16 protein-coding genes are annotated in these 18531 nt (G+C 63.9%); 8 read left to right on the top strand and 8 right to left on the bottom strand.

Annotation, left to right across the window (positions count from 1 at the left end; all coding sequences use genetic code 11):
• Positions 1 to 7: 7 nt before the first annotated feature.
• A complete protein-coding gene (locus tag BPNPMPFG_RS27705; protein ID WP_258591766.1) occupies positions 8 to 1258 on the bottom strand; it encodes a D-amino acid dehydrogenase in 1251 nt (416 codons plus the stop codon).
• A gap of 107 nt (positions 1259 to 1365) precedes the next feature.
• Positions 1366 to 2361 (bottom strand): UDP-glucose 4-epimerase GalE, encoded by a 996-nt coding sequence (gene galE, locus BPNPMPFG_RS27700; protein WP_258591765.1) that lies wholly within the window; start codon positions 2359 to 2361, stop codon positions 1366 to 1368.
• A gap of 266 nt (positions 2362 to 2627) precedes the next feature.
• On the opposite strand from galE, the gene hemA reads away from it, so the two are divergent.
• The gene (hemA, locus tag BPNPMPFG_RS27695) at positions 2628 to 3905 is read left to right on the top strand and encodes a 5-aminolevulinate synthase (protein WP_258591764.1); all 1278 of its coding nucleotides are present in this window, start codon (positions 2628 to 2630) and stop codon (positions 3903 to 3905) included.
• 151 nt (positions 3906 to 4056) lie between these two features.
• On the opposite strand, the gene BPNPMPFG_RS27690 is transcribed toward hemA, so the two are convergent.
• Together BPNPMPFG_RS27690 and mscL are read right to left on the bottom strand one after the other, a co-directional pair.
• A complete protein-coding gene (locus BPNPMPFG_RS27690) occupies positions 4057 to 5223 on the bottom strand; it encodes a pyridoxal phosphate-dependent aminotransferase (protein WP_258591763.1) in 1167 nt (388 codons plus the stop codon).
• 112 nt (positions 5224 to 5335) lie between these two features.
• Positions 5336 to 5758, bottom strand: a complete 423-nt coding sequence (gene mscL, locus BPNPMPFG_RS27685) for a large conductance mechanosensitive channel protein MscL (protein WP_258591762.1) — start codon at positions 5756 to 5758, stop codon at positions 5336 to 5338.
• A 265-nt stretch (positions 5759 to 6023) separates the two neighbouring features.
• Here mscL and BPNPMPFG_RS27680 point away from each other — a divergent pair, with 265 nt between their 5' ends.
• Positions 6024 to 9512 (top strand): PAS domain-containing hybrid sensor histidine kinase/response regulator, encoded by a 3489-nt coding sequence (locus BPNPMPFG_RS27680; RefSeq protein ID WP_258591761.1) that lies wholly within the window; start codon positions 6024 to 6026, stop codon positions 9510 to 9512.
• Positions 9513 to 9544: 32 nt separating this feature from the next.
• Here BPNPMPFG_RS27680 and BPNPMPFG_RS27675 read toward each other — a convergent pair whose 3' ends face one another.
• Together BPNPMPFG_RS27675 and BPNPMPFG_RS27670 are read right to left on the bottom strand one after the other, a co-directional pair.
• Positions 9545 to 10204 (bottom strand): response regulator transcription factor, encoded by a 660-nt coding sequence (locus BPNPMPFG_RS27675; protein ID WP_258591760.1) that lies wholly within the window; start codon positions 10202 to 10204, stop codon positions 9545 to 9547.
• A gap of 125 nt (positions 10205 to 10329) precedes the next feature.
• Complete coding sequence (locus BPNPMPFG_RS27670) at positions 10330 to 10764, bottom strand: hypothetical protein (protein WP_258591759.1); 435 nt, start codon at positions 10762 to 10764, stop codon at positions 10330 to 10332.
• Positions 10765 to 10872: 108 nt separating this feature from the next.
• Here BPNPMPFG_RS27670 and BPNPMPFG_RS27665 point away from each other — a divergent pair, with 108 nt between their 5' ends.
• Together BPNPMPFG_RS27665 and BPNPMPFG_RS27660 are read left to right on the top strand one after the other, a co-directional pair.
• The gene (locus tag BPNPMPFG_RS27665) at positions 10873 to 11223 is read left to right on the top strand and encodes a DUF952 domain-containing protein (RefSeq protein ID WP_258591758.1); all 351 of its coding nucleotides are present in this window, start codon (positions 10873 to 10875) and stop codon (positions 11221 to 11223) included.
• Complete coding sequence (locus BPNPMPFG_RS27660; protein WP_258591757.1) at positions 11220 to 12299, top strand: quinone-dependent dihydroorotate dehydrogenase; 1080 nt, start codon at positions 11220 to 11222, stop codon at positions 12297 to 12299. The genes BPNPMPFG_RS27665 and BPNPMPFG_RS27660 overlap by 4 nt, the downstream gene beginning before the upstream one ends.
• On the opposite strand, the gene BPNPMPFG_RS27655 is transcribed toward BPNPMPFG_RS27660, so the two are convergent.
• Complete coding sequence (locus BPNPMPFG_RS27655) at positions 12292 to 13632, bottom strand: MATE family efflux transporter (protein WP_258591756.1); 1341 nt, start codon at positions 13630 to 13632, stop codon at positions 12292 to 12294. The two genes, BPNPMPFG_RS27660 and BPNPMPFG_RS27655, sit on opposite strands and share 8 nt — an antisense overlap.
• 132 nt (positions 13633 to 13764) lie before the next feature.
• Between BPNPMPFG_RS27655 and BPNPMPFG_RS27650 the strand changes: the two genes are divergently transcribed.
• Positions 13765 to 14667 carry a histone deacetylase family protein gene (locus tag BPNPMPFG_RS27650; protein WP_258591755.1) on the top strand — a complete coding sequence of 301 codons (903 nt, stop codon included), beginning with the start codon at positions 13765 to 13767 and terminating at the stop codon, positions 14665 to 14667.
• 4 nt (positions 14668 to 14671) lie between these two features.
• On the opposite strand, the gene BPNPMPFG_RS27645 is transcribed toward BPNPMPFG_RS27650, so the two are convergent.
• Positions 14672 to 14935, bottom strand: a complete 264-nt coding sequence (locus BPNPMPFG_RS27645) for a DUF6460 domain-containing protein (protein WP_258591754.1) — start codon at positions 14933 to 14935, stop codon at positions 14672 to 14674.
• 456 nt (positions 14936 to 15391) lie between these two features.
• Between BPNPMPFG_RS27645 and BPNPMPFG_RS27640 the strand changes: the two genes are divergently transcribed.
• The 3 genes from BPNPMPFG_RS27640 to BPNPMPFG_RS27630 all read left to right on the top strand — a co-directional run bounded on the left by BPNPMPFG_RS27640 (position 15392) and on the right by BPNPMPFG_RS27630 (position 18514).
• Positions 15392 to 16009: an outer membrane protein gene (locus BPNPMPFG_RS27640; RefSeq protein WP_258591753.1), complete on the top strand. Its 618-nt coding sequence runs from the start codon at positions 15392 to 15394 to the stop codon at positions 16007 to 16009.
• Positions 16010 to 16412: 403 nt separating this feature from the next.
• On the top strand, positions 16413 to 17087 hold the full coding sequence (locus BPNPMPFG_RS27635; RefSeq protein WP_258591752.1) for a response regulator transcription factor: 675 nt from the start codon (positions 16413 to 16415) through the stop codon (positions 17085 to 17087).
• On the top strand, positions 17084 to 18514 hold the full coding sequence (locus tag BPNPMPFG_RS27630) for a sensor histidine kinase (protein WP_258591751.1): 1431 nt from the start codon (positions 17084 to 17086) through the stop codon (positions 18512 to 18514). The genes BPNPMPFG_RS27635 and BPNPMPFG_RS27630 overlap by 4 nt, the downstream gene beginning before the upstream one ends.
• Positions 18515 to 18531: the final 17 nt, after the last annotated feature.

Genomic DNA, 18531 nt, shown 5'->3' with positions numbered 1-18531 from the left:
TTCTCCATCAATTGGCGTAGACCAGCCCCTGCGGGTCGATCTCCGGCTTGCGGCCTGCGACCAGGTCGGCAAGGAATTTCCCCGAGCCGCAAGCCATGGTCCAGCCGACATGGCCGTGCCCGGTGTCGAGATAGAGGTTTTGGTAGCGCGCCTGGCCGATAACCGGCACCGAATTGGGCATCATCGGCCGCAGACCCGCCCACAGCTCCGCCCTCCTCTCGTCGAAGGCGCCTGGGAACAGGTCCTTGCCGGTCCTGAACATGGCGGCGAAGTCGCTTGGCTTGTGGCCGCGGTCGAAACCGGTGAATTCGGCGGTCGAAGCGAGCCGCAGCCGGTTGCCCAGCCTGGAATAGGCGATCAGCTGGTCCTCGTCGGCGCCGCCCATCGTCGGGCCCCTGGTCTCGTCCTCCAGGGGAATCGTCGCGGTATAACCCTTCACCGGATAGACAGGCAGGTCGATGCCGTAGCGGCGGCCGAGCAGGCCGCTTTCCGGCCCCATGGAGATGACCACGGCATCGCCGGCGATCGGCCCGGCCGACGTCATCACCGCGCGCACCCGGTCGCCTTCGATATCGAGGCCCTCGACCGTCGTGCCGTAGAGAAATGTCACGCGGAGCTTCTCGGCGGCATGGGCCGCGAGCTTTTCCACGAACTGCCGGGAATCGCCGGTCTGGTCGATCGGCGAATAGACGCCACCGGCGATCTTTTCCTTCACGCCGGCAAGACCCGGTTCAAGCTCGATCAGCCGGTCGCGCCCAACGATCTCGATCGGCAGGCCGTGCTCGGCCAGATAGCGATAATTGTCCGTGCCGGTGTCGAGACTGTGCTGCGAGCGAAAGAAATAGAGGATGCCCTTTTTGCGCTCGTCATAGCCGATGCCGGTATCGGCGGAGATGGCGTTGATGCAGTCGCGCGAATAGAGCGCCAGGCGCAGCTTGACCCGGCTGTTGGCGCGCAAGCGCTCTTTCGTGCACTGGCGCAGGAAGCGCAGGCTCCAGGCGAGGAAATACGGATCGAAGCGCAGCCGCACCTTTATGCCGAGATCATGGTTGTAGAGCGCGCGCAGGAAGGTCTTCAGCGCCGCCGGCGAGGCCCAGGCAGTGGCATCGCCCGGCGACACCAAGCCGGCATTCGACTGGCTGGTGCCACGCGCCGGCGCCGGATGGCGCTCGATCACGGTGACCTCATGACCGTCGCTGGCCAGATAATAGGCGGCCGCCGTACCGACAACGCCGGCCCCAAGCACCGTTATCTTCATACCGTCCCCCAAAGCTCTTCGCGGCACAGCGCCTCCACGCCCTGCCGCAAGTGTCTTCAATAGCGCTTCACTGCCCGCCTTGCGAGCCCTGGGGAGAAGCCGCCGGTTCAGCCCCGTGCGGAGTTCTTGCCGGTCAGGATACGCTCCCAGGCGAGCGCATCGGCAACGATCTGGTCGAGATCGTCGCGTTGCGGGGTCCAGCCGAGTTCGGCGCGGGCGAGATCCGAATTGGCGACCACCGCCGCGGCGTCGCCGGGGCGGCGATCACCCATTTTCACCTCGAAATCATGGCCGAAGGCACGCCGCACGCTGTCGATGACCTCGAGCACCGAATAGCCATGGCTGTAGCCGCAATTGGCGACGAGGCTGGTGCCACCGTCGCGCAGCCGCTGCAGGGCCAGCCGATGCGCCGCCGCCAGGTCGCTGACATGGATATAGTCGCGCATGCAGGTGCCGTCCGGCGTCGAGTAGTCGGTGCCGAAAACCTGCATGAACGGACGCTTGCCTAGCGCTGTCTCGCAGGCGACCTTGATCAGATGGGTGGCACCCGGCGTCGACTGGCCGGTGCGACCTTTCGGGTCGGCGCCGGCGACGTTGAAATAGCGCAGCGCGGTGTAGCGGAGCCCATGCGCTATCGCCGCATCGCGCAGCATCCATTCGCTCATCAGCTTGGACAGGCCATAGGGCGATTCCGGCGCCAGGCGGGCATCCTCGCGCACCGGCTCCAGTCCGGCGCCGCCATAGACGGCGGCGGTCGAGGAAAAGATGAAATTGGGGACGCCCTCGCGCACCGCGGTTTCAATCAGCGTGCGCGTCTTGCAGGTGTTGTTCTCGTAGTAGCCGAGCGGGTCGGCGACCGATTCCGGCACCACGATCGAACCGGCGAAATGGATGATCGCGTCGACCTTGTTATCCCTGATGACTCCGCCGACCAGTTCCTTGTCGGCGACATCGCCGACGACCAGCTTCGCCTCCGGCGCCACCGCCCATTCGAAGCCGGTGGAAAGACGGTCGAGAACGACGACACTCTCGCCGGCATCCAGCAACTCCCAGACCATGTGACTGCCGATATAACCGGCACCGCCTGTCACCAAAACCGTCATCCGCATCCTCGCATCTCAAGATTTATCGGAAACTGTCTCAACCATCGCCTTACTGGAAAGCCCGTGGAATGGCCATTAGAACCCTTGGTAACCGGCGTTGCCAGGATGTGGCATCGTGCTGAAACAAAATTGATCCACATCAACGGAATAGGCCACGATCCGTGGTCGTTAGGAACAGGTCCGGGGCGTGGCATTTTGACCAAAAAGGCCCGGTGGACGACCAATAGGGCAATGATTATGATCCCGCGCAAAATTGGGAAGTCGACATGAACTATCAGCGGTTCTTCGAAGAAGCGATCGATCAGCTCCATGCAGAGCGTCGCTACCGCGTCTTCGCCGACCTCGAGCGTATTGCAGGCAAGTTTCCGCGCGCCATCTGGCGTTCCAATGGCCGCGCCGAGGAAATCACCGTCTGGTGCTCCAACGACTATCTCGGCATGGGCCAGCATCCCGACGTCATAGCCGCCTTCCAGAATGCGGCGGGCAAGATGGGCTCGGGCGCCGGCGGCACCCGCAACATTTCCGGCACCAGCAACCCGCTGGTCGAGCTCGAGCTGGAACTTGCCGACCTGCACGACAAGGAAGCGGCACTGGTCTTCACCTCCGGCTTCGTCTCCAACGAAGCGTCGATCTCGACCATCGCGCGGCTTCTGCCCAATTGCCTGATCATCTCGGACGAACTGAACCACGCCTCGATGATCGAAGGCGTGCGGCGCTCGGGCGCGGAAAAGAAGATCTTCCGCCACAATGACGTCGCGCATCTGGAAAGCCTTTTGCAGGCGGCGGGCCGTGAACGCGCCAAGCTGATCGTCTTCGAAAGCGTCTATTCGATGGATGGCGACATCGCGCCGATCAAGCAGATCGTCGAACTCGCCGAGCGCTACAACGCCATGACCTATATCGACGAGGTCCATGCCGTCGGCATGTACGGACCGCGCGGCGGCGGCATCACCGAGCGCGAAGGCCTGGCCGACCGTATCGACATCATCCAAGGCACGCTGGCCAAGGCGTTCGGTACGCTTGGCGGCTACATCACCGGCACCAGCGCTGTCATCGACGCCGTGCGCTCCTACGCGCCGGGCTTCATCTTCACCACGGCGCTGCCGCCGGCCATCGCCGCGGCCACCACCACGTCCATCCGCCATCTGAAGCGTTCGCAGGCGGAGCGTGACGCCCAGCATCGGCAGGCGACACTGACAAAGCAGATTCTCGCCGCTGCCGGGCTACCGGTGATGGAGTCTTCCACCCACATCGTGCCGCTGCTCGTCGGCGACCCGGAACTCTGCAAGATGGCGAGCGACCGCCTGCTTGGCGTGCACGGCATCTACATCCAGCCGATCAATTATCCGACCGTGCCGCGCGGCACCGAGCGGCTGCGCATCACGCCGACGCCGTTCCATTCCGACGCGCTGATCGCGGCCCTGCAGGATGCCCTGGTCGAGACCTGGGACGCGCTGGGTATCGCTTACGGTTCGGCAGGCCGGCCGTCGGTCGCCAAGAGCGACCGGATCATACCGCTGCTCGTCCCCAAGTCAGGCGGCTGAAGCCCGTTTGAAACTCTACTCCGACGGCCATCTGACGCGAGTGTCTGCGCTTCCGGTGCTCACGGACCTGAATGTCCGCTGCGCTCCGGTTCTCGACACCCACGCCAGCTGACTCGCCGGAGCGATTTTCATTCCGGGCTTCGTCGACGGCTCAAACAGTCTTCATCCACTTCGCCAGCCGGTGCGCCGCTTCCTCGACCTGGTCAAGGCGGCGGTGGAAACACAGCCTGAGGAAGGCTTCGCCGCCGGGGCCGAAGGCGGTGCCAGGCGCCAGACCGACATTGGCCTTGTCGACGATGTCGAAGGCGGCTGCGCGTGAATCGGTGATGCCGTCGACGGTGAAGAACAGATAGAACGCGCCCTGCGGCACGGTGAATCGGGCGCGGCCGGAGGCGCCGAGAATGCCGCAGACCAGATCGCGCGCCGCACGCGCCCGCTCCACCTGTTCGGCAATAAAAGCATCGCCTTCGTCAAGGGCGGCAACCGCGCCGCGCTGCATGAATTGGGCGACGCCTGAGGTCGAATACTGGATCAGGTTCTCGAACACCTGCTGCAGCACCGGATGGGTCTTGATCCAGCCGACCCGCCAGCCGGTCATCGCCCAGTTCTTGGAAAAACTGTTGACGAACAGGATACGATCCTCTGCCGTCGCGATGTCGAGGAAGGACGGCGCGCGACCGTGACCATAGTGGAACAGCGCATAAATCTCGTCGGCGATGATCCAGAGGTTCTTTGCTCGGGCGAGATCGAGGATCGCCTGCAAGGTCTCGCGATCGGCGGTCCAGCCGGTCGGGTTCGACGGTGTGTTGATGAACAGCGCCTTGGTGCGCGGCGTGATCGCCGCGGCGATCTTCTCGACGTCGCAGGACCAGCCATTGCCGGAATGGTCGAGCGTGACCGGCACCGGAACGGCTCCCGATATCGCCGCGGCTGCATCGAAATTCGGCCAGGCCGGCGACAGATAGACCACCTCGTCGCCGGCACCGGCAAGTGCGGCGAGCGCCAGCTGGATGGCATGCATGCCGGACCCGGTGACGATGAATTGCTCCTCGGGAAAGCTCTTGCCGAAATGCCTGGCATAGTAGCGGGAGAGCGCCTGCCTGAGATCGGGGATGCCCTTCTGCCAGGTGTAGAACGTCTCGCCGCCGGCCAGCGCCTTCGACGCGGCATCGGTGATGAATTGAGGTGTCGGCAGGTCGCCCTCACCGGCCCAGAGCGGGATCATGCCCTCGCGCAGGCGGCCATAATTGACGACGGCGACAATGCCGCTTTCGGGCGCGGCGCGGGCCTGCGTGCGCAAGCTGTCGATCAAAGTCATGGGCGGGTCCGTTCCGATCTCGGGGCGTTAACAAGCGCTCCTTACCAGATGCGAAAACAGAAAACCCCGGCCGCGAACGACCGGGGTTTTGGTCCAGCAATGCTGTTGGAGGTCAGCGCCTAGCGAGCAGGTCGCGAATTTCGGTCAGCAGCGCGACATCGGCCGGTGGCGGGGCCGCGGGTGCAGCCGGCTTCTCGCGCTCGATCCGCTTGCGCATATTGTTCACGGCCTTGACCATGAGGAAGATGATGAAGGCGAGGATGACGAAGTTCAGCGCCACCGTGATGAAGCTGCCATACGCGAAAACGGCGCCTTGCTTCTTGGCGTCCGCCAGCGAGGTGGCGTTGACGGTCGAGGAAAGCCCGAAGAAATAGTTGTTGAAGTCCAGTCCGCCGAAAATCGCGCCGACGATCGGCATGATGATGTCGTTGACAAGGGAATCGACGATCCTGGCGAAGGCCGCGCCGATGATGACGCCGACCGCAAGGTCCATCACATTGCCCTTGGAAATGAATTCCTGGAATTCTTTCAGCATTCGACCCTCCTTGTCATGACCGGCCGTGTTGCCGCTCCGTCCTCGCGGCATCGACCTGAAGACAACATAACAAAAACCTGCGGTTGCAACATGGGCAAAAAAGGAGAAAACAACCGCTTTCTCCTTACGTTGCGGCAGCTTGGCGGTGCCGTCTGAGTGTCGCGGCCGCGATCATGCTTCCAAAGCCGCAATGGACTCGAACGCCAAGCTGTGATTGCGTTCGGACAAGCCGGATAAAAAGACGGCAAAGGAGGAAATTCCAGGCGTGCAGGGCTTGTTCATCGTCATCATCGCGATCGCCTATGTGACGCTGCTGTTCGCCATCGCCAGCCTGGGCGACCGGCGTTCGGCGACTTCCGGGCCTAGCCGCGCCCGGCCCTTCATCTACGCGCTCAGCCTGGCGATCTACTGCACGTCATGGACCTTTTTCGGCTCGGTCGGCCTCTCCTCCGAGCGCGGCCTCGAATTCCTCGGCATCTATACCGGCCCGGTGCTGGTGTTCGTGTTCGGCTTTCCGCTGCTCAACCGCATCGTGCGGCTGGCCAAGACCGAGAAGATCACCTCGATCGCCGACTTCCTCGGCGCGCGCTATGGCAAGAGCTTCACCGTTGCGGCGATCGCAACACTGATCGCGACCATCGGCGCGGTGCCCTATATCGCGCTGCAGTTGAAGGCGATCTCCGGTTCGGTCAGCCTGATGGTCGAGCACTACACCGGATCGCCACCCTCCTTCGATCCCTTCGTCAGCGACATCTCGCTGGTCGTCGCCATGCTGCTGGCGCTGTTTGCGGTGCTGTTCGGCACCCGCCATGCCGACGCCACCGAACACCAGGACGGGCTGGTGCTGGCGGTGGCGGTCGAAACCGTGGTCAAGCTTGCCGCCTTCCTGGCGATCGGCCTGATGGTCACCTTCCTGATCTTCGGCGGCCCGGGCGACATGTTCGACAAGCTCGCGCAGAATGCACAGGTCCGGCAGGCGATGAGCTACAACACCTCGCTTGCCACCTGGCTGGTGCTGACTTGCTTGAGCGGCTTCGCCATCATCATGCTGCCGCGGCAGTTCTACGTTACCATTGTGGAGAACCGCGGCGAGGCCGAGTTGCGCACCGCGACATGGGTGTTTCCGCTCTACCTCGTGGCGATCAATTTGTTCGTGCTGCCGATCGCGTTTGCCGGCCTGTCGCTGGTCGGCACCGGCACCAGCAGCGATCTCTACGTGCTGTCGCTGCCCTTGTTCAGCGGCCATGATCTGCTGGCGATGGCGGCCTTCATCGGCGGGTTGTCGGCGGCAACCGCCATGGTGATCGTCGAAAGCGTGGCGCTGTCGATCATGATCTCCAACGACCTCGTCATTCCGCTGTTCGTGCGTCGCCTGCTCAAGACCTCGACCTCCGAGAACGAAGACTGGTCGACGCTGATCCTCAATGTGCGGCGCGGGGCGATCTTCATCCTGCTGTTCATCGCCTTCCTCTACTACCGCGAGAGCACCAACAGCGCGCGGCTGTCGTCGATCGGCCTGATGTCGTTCGCGGCCATCGCGCAGTTCGCACCGGCCCTGATCGGCGGGCTGATCTGGCGCGGCGCCAACGGCAGGGGCGCGGCACTCGGCATGGTCGCCGGCATCCTCGTCTGGGGCTACACGCTGCTGTTTCCATCGCTTGCCGCACCCGACACCGACATCATCGTGCACGGGCTGTTCGGCTTCGAGGCGTTGCGGCCGCAGGCGCTGTTCGGCACCGTCGCCGAACCGCTGAACCACGGCGTGTTGTGGAGCCTGTCGATCAACGCGGTGTTCTTTGTGTTCGGCTCGCTGTCGCGTGCGTCGGTGCCGCTGGAACGCATCCAGGCGTCGATCTTCGTGCCGCGCGATGCCGGGCCGATGCCCAGCCTGCGCCGCTTCCGCACCGCCATCACCGTCAACGACCTCAAGGACACGATCGCGCGCTATCTCGGCGTCGAACGCACCGAGCGCTCCTTCCAGTCGTTCGAAAAGACCAACGGCACGTCGCTGCACGGCAAAGAGCAGGCGAGCATGGACGTCATCCGCTTTTCCGAGCAGTTGCTGGCCAGCGCCGTCGGCTCCTCTTCGGCACGGCTGATCCTGTCGCTGCTGTTTCGGCGCCACGACCGCGAATCCAGGGATGCGTTCCGCTTACTCGACGACGCCACCGAGGCGCTGCAGCACAACCGCGACCTCTTGCAGATCGCGCTCGACCAGATGGAGCAAGGCATCACCGTCTTCGACCGTGATTTCCGTCTGATCTGCTGGAACCGCCAATACCGGGCGCTGTTCGACCTGCCCGACGAGATGGGCCAGGTCGGCGTCTCGCTCGACCGCATCCTGCGCCATCTTGCCGAGCGCGGCGACATTCCGGCGGACCAGCGCGTGGCGATGCTCAACCGGCTGACCAGTTTCGTCAGCCCGTGGCAGATGGAACTGAAGACCAGCGGCCGCATCCTGGAACTGCGCTCCAACCCGATGCCGGATGGCGGCATCGTCGCCACCTATGCCGACATTTCCGGGCGCGTCGAACAGGATCTGGCGCTGAAGCGCGCCAATGAATCGCTGGAGCAGCGCGTCAAGACCCGCACCATCGAATTGACCCGCGTCAATGAGGAACTGGCGCAGGCGCAGATGCTGGCCGAGGAAGCCAATCTCGGCAAGACGCGCTTCCTCGCCGCCGCCGGCCACGACATCCTGCAGCCATTGAACGCCGCCCGGCTCTATTGCTCGTCGCTGATCGAGAAGGCGGGCAAGGGACCCGCCGGCAAGGCAGCGGTCAACATCGAATCCTCGCTGGAATCGGTCGAGACCATTCTCGGCGCCGTGCTCGACATCTCGCGCCTCGATGCCGGCGCGATGAAGCCGGACGATACCGCCTTCAACCTCGACGGATTGCTGCGCCAGATCGGCAATGATTTCCGGCCGCTGGCCGCCGAGAAGAAGCTCGGCCTGACGATCATGGCATCATCGCTGACCGTGATGACGGATCGCAACCTGTTGCGGCGCCTGATCCAGAATCTTGTCTCCAACGCCATCAAATACACGCGCCACGGCCGTGTGCTGGTCGGCGTTAGGCGGCGCGGCGACCTGGCCGAGATCCAGGTGATCGACACCGGCATCGGCATCGCCGGCGACAAGCTGAACACCGTCTTCCACGAATTCACCCGACTGGACGAAGGCGCGCGCGAAGCCGAGGGCCTTGGCCTCGGCCTCTCCATCGTCGACCGCATCGCCCGCGTTTTGCGCCTGGAGATCCGGATCTTTTCCAATCCGGGCAAGGGCACGCGGTTCTCCGTCATCTTGCCGGTAGCGGCCGTGCAGGAGCCGCGACGCGAGGTCGAAACCAGGGCTCCTGCCCGCGCCACGGCTTCGCTGGCCGGGCTGCGCGTGCTCTGCATCGACAACGACGCCCGCATCCTCGAAGGCATGCGGCTATTACTCGAAGGCTGGGGCTGCAAGGTCGACACGGTGTCCGGTTCGAGGGATCTGGAGGGTGCCGCGATACACCGCCCGGACATCGTCCTTGCCGACTACCATCTCGACGGCGAAACCGGTCTCGATATCATCGTCAGGCTGCGCGCGATCCATGGCGACGACATGCCGGCCGTGCTGGTCACCGCCGACCGCTCCAACGAGGTGCGCACAGCCGCGGGCGGGCTCGAGATTGCGATGATCAACAAGCCGCTGAAACCGGCGGTGCTACGTTCGATGATGGCCAGGGTCAGGCCACTGGCATCTGCCGCTGAATAGTCCAGTCGTTTGATTTCGACGGGGACAGCGTGTCAGCCGGCTGCCTGCAACGGGTCGCCGCCGATCTTGGACAGCAGGATCACCGCCTGGGTGCGGCTGTCGACGCCGAGCTTCTGCAGAATGGCGGAGACATGTGCCTTGACGGTGGCCTCGGAGACACCGAGCTCATAGCCGATCTGCTTGTTGAGCAGGCCCTCCGCCAGCATGCCGAGCACCCGGGTCTGTTGCGGCGTCAGCGCCTGCAGGCGCTTGATCAGGTCGGAGATCTCGGGATCGCGCTCGACGCCGAGATCGACGCCGACGGGTGCGGCAATATCGCCGGCAAGCACCGTCTGCACGGCGCTTCGGATCTCCTCCATGCTGGCCGATTTGGAGATGAAGCCGGAAGCGCCGAGATCGAGCGCGCGCCTGATGGTCGCCGGATCGTCATGCGCCGACACCACGACCAACGGCACCGCCGGATGGATGCCGCGCAGCGATATCAAACCGGAGAGGCCGCTGGCGCCGGGCATCGACAAATCGAGCAGCACCAGATCGACATCCTCGTTGGCGACGACCAGCGCCTTGGCGCTCTCGAAATCGCCGGCCTCGTGGATTGCCGCGACATTGCCGATGCCGGCAAGCGCTTCGCGCAGCGCGCCACGAAACAGCGGGTGATCGTCGGCGATGACGAAAGAATAGCCTGACGGCAAATGTCCCTCCCGGAATCCCTGATTTTTTTAGCTTTTTTGCGGGATCAGCTGGACGATTATGAGGGGCTGCGCGCTGTTTTCAAGCAGCAAAGCCAGCGCGCCGCGTTTTCCCTGTTTTTGAACGCTCAGGTCTTCTGCGAGTTGAGCTGGGCGCCGCCGCCATTGTCCTTGTCCATATCCTTGACGATGCCCATGAAACCACGCACGAAGCGCTCCATGTAGCTCATCGTCTTGTTGAAATCCTCCTCGCTCGGCAGTTTCGATTCGAGGCGGGCGGAGAGCGAATTCTCGAGCTTGGTGACGCGCTCGTCCATCGCCTTCATCGAGGTCTGGAGGCGATCGACCTCGTCCTGGAAAGCGGCGCGTTCGTCGGCCGCCATCTTGCAGACGAGCTGGCCGGAGCGCTCCTCGCAGATCGACATCGCGCCGGTCTGCGTGTCCATGCGGACATAGCCGTTATCAGACTTTTCCAGCCGGTAGCGGTCGGTTTCTTCCGAATAAGCTGAAGCCGCGACCAGCGAAACGAGCGCGGCGGGGATCAAGATGTGCTGTAGACGCATGTCGTCCTCCATGGTCAATGCCAGAAATTATCGCATGTTTGCGCCGGAAATGGGGAAGACCCTTGGCGTGGTCTTTCCCACGTGGCTGGTTCGGACTATAGCGCAACCATGTCTCAGTTTATCTACAAGATAACCCCGGAAGCGCTTTGGCGCGAGGCCGAAGCAGATGGCCGCTTCACCGGCGCGCCGATCGATGTCGCCGACGGTTTCATCCATTTCTCCACGGCAGGGCAGGTCAAGGAGACGGCGGCAAAACATTTCGCTGGCCAGACCGGCCTTCTGCTGGTTGCCATCGACGGCTCGCGTCTGGGCGCCGCGCTGAAATACGAGGTCTCGCGTGGCGGTGCGCTGTTTCCACATCTTTATGGCGTGCTGGACCTGAAAACGGTGCTGTGGGTCCGGCCGCTGCCGCTCGGCGCCGACGGCGCGCACCAGTTCCCGGCACTGGAGGCCGAATGAGCGTGCTCGACCGGCTCGGCCAGAAGCTGCTGTTCACATTCGATCCGGAAACCGCGCATGGCCTATCCATCGCGGCGCTGCGATGCGGCCTGCCGGTTGGCGCGCGGACGACGCGCGATGCGCGGCTGAAGGTGACGGTCCGCGGTCTCGATTTCCCCAATCCGCTCGGCATGGCGGCGGGCTATGACAAGAACGCAGAAGTGCCCGACGCACTGCTTGGGCTCGGTTTCGGCTTCGCCGAGGTCGGCACGGTCACGCCACTGCCGCAAGCCGGCAACCCGAAACCGCGCATCTTCCGGTTGACGGCGGACGAAGCGGTGATCAACCGGCTGGGTTTCAACAATGAAGGCCACGCCGCGGCCGAAAAACGCCTTGCCGCGCGCAAGGGGCGCGCCGGTATCGTCGGCGTCAACATCGGCGCCAACAAGGACAGCGCGGACCGCATCAGCGACTATGAGCGCGGCGTCACCCGCTTTGCACCCTATGCCAGCTATCTCTCAGTCAACATCTCCTCGCCCAACACGCCGGGCCTGCGCAACATGCAGGCGCGCGAGCAGCTTGGCGAGCTTCTGTCACGTGTCATGGCCGCGCGCACTGCTGCAACAGTGCAGCCGCCGGTCTTCCTCAAGATCGCGCCGGACCTGGCCGAGGCCGAGCTGGAAGACATCGCCGCCGAGGTCGCTGAAAAACAGATCGACGGTGTCATCGTTTCCAACACCACGATTTCCCGGCCCGCACTGCGCAGCAGCGATATAGCAGAGGAGACCGGTGGCCTGTCGGGAAAACCGCTGTTCGAACGCTCGACCATCGTGCTGGCCAGGATGCGCAAACTGCTTGGGCCTGAGCTTGCCATCATCGGCGTCGGCGGCGTCGATTCCACCGACACGGCGCTGGAAAAGATCCGCGCCGGCGCCGATCTCGTCCAGCTCTACACCAGCATGATCTATGCCGGCCCCGCACTGCCAGGCCGCATCGTCGCCGGGATGGCGCACTTTGCCGGAACGGAACGGCTCAAATCCATTCGCGAGTTGCGCGACAGCCATCTCGATCGATGGGCGTCGAAGCCGCTCAGCTGAACGCCGTCCGCATCCGCAGCCGCAGGATTGCCAGCAGGCTGAAGCCCCGCGCCAGCAGGAAGACATGCAGCGCCGCCCACAGACCGTGATTGCCGAAGGCAGGCGCCAGGGTCAGCAGCGCTGCCGCAAAAACGAGAAACGACAGCAGCATCATGTTGCGCATATCGCGCGACCAGGTGGCGCCGATGAAGACGCCATCCATCTGGAAAGCCAGCACGCCGCTCAGTGCGGTGAACGCCGCCCATGGCAGGTAGATGTCGGCCACGGAGCGGACCTCCTCCGATGTCGTGACCAAGGCGACCAGACCGGCGCCAGCCGTGAGCAGCACGAGGGTCGCGGCGCCCGCCAGCCCGAAACCCCAGAACAGGGTCAGCTTGACTGCCTGACGGAAGGGGATGGCGGCGCGCGCGCCGACGGCACGCCCCGCCAGCTGCTCGGCGGCGGTGGCGAAGCCGTCGAGGAAATAGCCGGCGACGAGGAAGAAATTCATCAGCACGGCGTTGGCGGCCAGCGTCACTGTACCGAACTGCGCGCCCTGGCGGGTGAACAGCGCGAAGGCGGCGAGCAGCGAGAACGAGCGGATCATGATGTCGCGGTTGAGCGACAGCATGCGCAGGAAGGCGGCCATGTCGAGCAGGCGATGGCGCGGCAAGGACGGGGCCGCCCGGAACCGGCGGATCACGATCGCGAGGCCTAACAGCATGGCAAGGAACTCGCCGGTGACGGTCGCCCAGGCAACACCGGCGACGCCCCAGCCAAGCTTCAGCCCGAGCAGGAAGCAGAGCGCGATGTTGATGCCGTTGAGCACCAGCTGCAGCATCAGCCCGAGCCCGCCCTCGCCGCGCCCCAGGACATAGCCGAGGATGGCATAGTTGATCAGCGAGAAGGGGGCCGCGAGCAGCCTGATGCGGATATAGACGCCCATCGCCTCGCTGACGCGCGGTTCGGCGCCCATGAACTTTTGCCCTGATATGGCGACCAGGGGCGCAAGTGCTGCCAGCACGATGCCGGCGACGACAGCGATCAGCACGGCGCGCCAGAACACCGCCTGTTCCTCCAGTTCGTCGCCGCGCCCGAAAGCCTGGGCAACGAGACCGGTAGTGCCGGAGCGCAGGAAATTGAAACTGGTGAAGACGACGTCGAAAATAAGCGCGCCGGCCGCCAGGCCGCCGAGCAGGGCCGCGTCGCCGAACTGACCGACAACCGCCGTGTCGACCAGGCCGAGCATCGGTGTCGTCAGATAGGCAAGCGTCATCGGCACCGCGATGGCAAGCACGGAACGGTTGGTGACGACAAAGGATCTGGCGTCGGCTGGGGATACACCCTTGTCCAAGGGATTGCTGCCTTGCTGATTGCGGCTTGATCGAACAGCCGATGTGCCTCATTTTCCGGCCACCGCGCAATCACTCATACCGTGACGGCCAACCGAATCTCCGGTCTGGCGCGAGCCCGCCGGATCCAGCCGATGCCCCTGCAGATTGTCCATCACCCTGACTACGACGCCGGCTTCGCCGTCAATCATCGCTTTCCGATGAGCAAGTATCCGCTGCTGATGGAGGCCTTGCACGCACGCGGTCTGGCCAGGCCCGACGCGCTCAACACCGCCGAACCGGCGCCGGCATCATGGCTGAAGCTTGCCCATGCGGCGGACTATGTCGACCAGGTCATCAGTTGCTGCGTGCCTGAAAAAATCGAGCGCGAGATCGGCTTTCCGGTCGGCCCACGCGTCTCGCTGCGCGCGCAGCTTGCCGCCGGCGGCACGGTGCTGGCGGCGCGGCTCGCGATGCGTCACGGCATCGCCTGCAACACCGCCGGCGGCAGCCATCATGCGCGCCGCGCGCAGGGCGCCGGCTTCTGCACCTTCAACGATGTCGCCGTCGCCGCGCTGGCCTTGCTATGCGAGGATGTTGCACGAAACATCCTGGTTGTGGATCTCGACGTGCATCAGGGCGACGGAACGGCCGATATTCTTGCGGGCGATCCGCGCGTGTTCACCTTTTCCATGCATGGCGACCGCAACTACCCCGTGCGCAAGATCGCCTCCGACCTCGACATCGCACTGCCCGACGGCACGGGTGACGCTGCCTACATCGAGAGGCTCGCGACCATCCTGCCTAAGCTGTCCGCCGGGGCGCACTGGGACATCGTCTTCTACAATGCCGGCGTCGACGTCCATGCCGAAGATCGGCTCGGCAGGTTGGCGCTTTCGGATGACGGCCTGCGCGCCCGCGACGACATCGTGATCAGCCACTTTCGAGCGCTCGGCATTCCCGTCTGCGGCGTGATTGGTGGCGGCTATTCCACGGATGTGCCCGCACTCGCCGCGCGCCACGCCATCCTGTTCGAGGTTGCGGCCGGCTACGCTTGAAAGCTCACTTTCGATAGTTGGCAAGCCTGAGCAGGATGAAGGCCGGGACGACGATCGCCGCACCCAGCAGGATGTAGCCGAGGAAGCGATCGATGGCGTGAAAACCGAGATTCCACAGGTCGATGAAGAACTTCTGGATGCCGTAGAGCACGTCCATCGGCGACCAGCCGAAGGCATTCATCACGAGGCCGACGAGGAACGACACCACAAGCAGCTTCAGGATCACCCTGAGCGGCGAGTCGCCGAGAAAGCGCGTCAATGCGGACAAGGGCCTGTCTCCCGATTGAGGTGGCCCATACTCGAGGGCGTCGGCCCAGACATACGCACTCGGCTTCCCGGCTTCAAGCCGACAGGTCGACGGGTGCCGAAGACCTCGAAAGAGGCATTGCATGGCAAGGTCGCGCCATTGAGCTGATCGAACCCTGCGCCAATTTGTTAAATATGCGTAAACAGGATCGCGATAATTTATTGAAAATAAAGCACAAAATCGTCCTTTTCCAATCTTGCGCAATGTGCGTGCAATTTTCGCCTGCGAGACAGTCGGCGTCTTTCAGGTGGCTGGTTGCGCGGACGCTTCTCACCCCACCGCAGCTGGCGAAAGCCAGTTTCCAGGCCGCGTGACCATCCCTGAGAGACACGAATCGGAGCCCTGGCTGCCCCCGGTCGGGCTCCTCGAAAAGAAACCTGCGTGTCGTCGGATGCGCGCGCGTGTTGGAGTAATGCAATGTCCCCCCAAGCAATGATGCTGCTGACGGCAGGTGCGCTTGCCATGGGCCTGAACGGCTCGGCAATGGCTGCCGATCTTTCGCCCGCCTACAACGATCCCCCCGCCTTTCAGTGGAGCGGCGCCTATGTCGGCGTGCATGGCGGCACGGCGTTCACAGGGATGCCAAACCCGTTTGCCGGCAGGAACGGCCTTAGCGGCGGCGTTCAGGCCGGCTACAACCAGCAGATGGGCCCAGCCGTCCTCGGCGCCGAGATCGAGGGTTCCTATCTGGGCGGTGCCGAACACGACGTCGAAGGCGGCAAGATCAAGGAAAAATGGCGCGGCGCCGCCAAGGCCAAGGCCGGCTTGAGCTTCGACCAGACGCTGCTGTTTGGAACCGGTGGCGTAGCCATGACCAAATTCGAAAAAGGCGACAAGGTGGACAGCAGCGACGGATGGAAACTCGGCTACCTCCTCGGCGGCGGCATCGAGCAGGCTTTCGCCGGCGGCCTCTCGGCCAAGGTCGAATATGACTATGTCCGTACCCCCGGCGTCGAAACGACGTCGGCCTTCGGCAAATCCAAGACGACGATCGGTAGCCATGAACTGAAGGCCGGCATCAACTATCGCTTCTAGGGCAGGCCGATGGTTCGGTTGAACCAGCCGTCTTGTACTCCCGTCCGAACAGACCTTGCGCGGTGCCCGCGGAGAATGGGCGCCGCGCAATTGCGTTGCGTCCATCCGCGCTGGCATCGACGCGCATCCGTGGACCCAGCCAGTTCGTCCGTAATGTCGATGCAATCTTCACACCCTAGGTGCCGCGGATGACCTTGATGATGGGAATCGGATATGCCCAAGCGGAGTGCAAACCATCCTGCGTGGATCTCAAAGGCGGTCTCGGTCGCAATCGTCCTGGCGCTGACGGGGTGTGCCTCGAACATCATGAAGAACTTTCGTCAACCGAAGCTGGAATGCGAATGAATTGCCACAGCCTGCCGGTTGCCCATGCCCATCTGGTTGCCCGTGAAAGAGAGCGCGCATGCGCATCCTGCTGATCGAGGACGAACCAGAAATGGCCTCGGTGCTGAGGACGGCGCTCGAGCGCCAGGACATCATCGTCGACCATGCCGCGACACTGGCCGATGCCGAGGCCATGGCGCGGCTCGGATATCATGACGCCGTGGTGCTGGATCGCCGCCTGCCGGATGGCGACGGCCTCAGCCTGATCCCGCGCCTGCGGGCCTTGCATCTGGATGTGCCTGTCATCGCGCTGACGGCGCTCAGCGGTCTAGACGACCGCGTGGCCGGGCTCGATGCCGGCGCCGACGACTACATGGTCAAGCCGTTCGCCACGGTGGAACTGGTTGCCAGGCTCCATGCCTTGCATCGGCGCTCGTTCACCTCGCGCGCCAACCAGACGGTGGTCGGCCGTCTCACCTATGATTTCCGCCATCGCGAGGCGCTTGTCGAAGATCAGGCCCTGGAGCTGCCACGGCGTGAGCGGCTGGTGCTCGAAACGCTCATCCGCAGGCCGGGCCGGACCATCATGCGCGGCGCACTGGAAGAAGCCGTCTATGCCCTGGACGACGAGATCGGCTCCAATGCGCTGGATGCCCACATTTCGCGGCTGCGCCGCAAGCTCGACGATGTCGCCGCCGGCATCGAGATCAGGGCAATCCGCAACCTCGGTTATCTCCTGCGGGCGGCCTCGTGAAAAAGCCGCGCACGCGCTCGCTGCAATGGGTGCTGGTGCGGCGGCTGATCCTGCTGCAGGCGGCGACGCTTCTCATCTTCATCGTGCTGTGTGCGGCCGCGCTGTGGATCGCCAATCCAAGGCTGCTGATCGACAACGAGGCTGCCGTTGCCGCCATCAAGGATGCCGTCGACCGCGACAAGGACGGCAAATTGATCGTCCACGAGACCGACGAACTGCGTTCGTTTCGCGAAGGTTTCCCCAATGTCTGGTACATCGTTCGCGACGGCAGCGGCCAGAGCGTCCGTTTCGGCAACATACCCGATGTCTACACCAGGAATTTTGGTGACCTGCTTGGCGAGGCCGATCATGCCACCATCGGATTTTCCGAAGATGATCTGAGGCCGGAGGCCTATCTCGAAAGGGCTTCGACTAGGGCCGGCACGGTTCAGATCATCGCCGCGACACGGTCGTCGCGCGGCGCAACCGACGGCCTCGAAATCAACATTTCGGCGACTATCGACGTCGCCAGGAATCCGGACGGCAGCAGGAACTGGGAGAAAGCGCTTCCGGCGCTTGCGGTCATCATCATCATCCTGCTGTTGCCGATCGTCCTCGTCATGGGAACCACGACCCTGGTGACGACGCCCGCGGTGGTGCGCCGGTCCTTTGCCGGCCTCGTCGAAACCGTCCGGCAGGCCGCGCGCATCGATATCGGTACGCGCGCGATGCAGCTGCCGGTCAAGCATGTACCGCAGGAGATCGCACCGCTGGTGCATGCCTTCAACCAGGCACTGGCGCGCCTCGCCCAAGGTTACGACAGGCACAACCGCTTCCTCACCGATGCGGCCCATGAATTGCGCACGCCGATCGCCATCTTGCGCACCCGCGCCGAATTGCTGAAGCAGGAGCCGCAAAGCGCGCGCCTGCTGCACGACATCGAGCGCCTGTCGCATCTTGCCCAACAGCTGCTCGACCATCAATTGCTCGACCGCCCCACCGACCAGCGCCAGATCGTCGATCTCCGCGACCTTGTCAGCCGGGTCGCCGCCGACTTTGCGCCGCTTGCCATCGAGGCCGGCTATGACCTTGCCTTCGAGCCCGCGCCCAACAAGACCCATGTCGAGGTCAATGTCCTGCAGATCGAGCGTGCGCTGGCCAATCTCGTGCGCAATGCCATCGACCATGGCGGCGGCAGCGGCACGATCACCATAGCGATCGACGAGATCGGCGGCGTCGAAGTGCGCGACGAGGGTCCGGGCATTCCGGCGGCGGAGCACGAGAATGTCTTCGAACCCTTCTACCGCTTGCAGCCGCAGTCGCGCGGCGCGGGGCTGGGACTGAACCTTGCCCGGCAGATCGCCCTTCTGCATGACGGCACCATCCGGATATTGACCGGGTCTTGGCGGGGCGCCCGCATCCGCATGGAACTGCCGGTTCGTTCGTGACTGTGGCCGCTGGCGGC

Origin of the sequence: Mesorhizobium sp. AR07 (genome assembly GCF_024746815.1) — a bacterium.
GTDB lineage: Bacteria > Pseudomonadota > Alphaproteobacteria > Rhizobiales > Rhizobiaceae > Mesorhizobium.
This window is presented reverse-complemented; position numbering and strand designations above follow the sequence as displayed.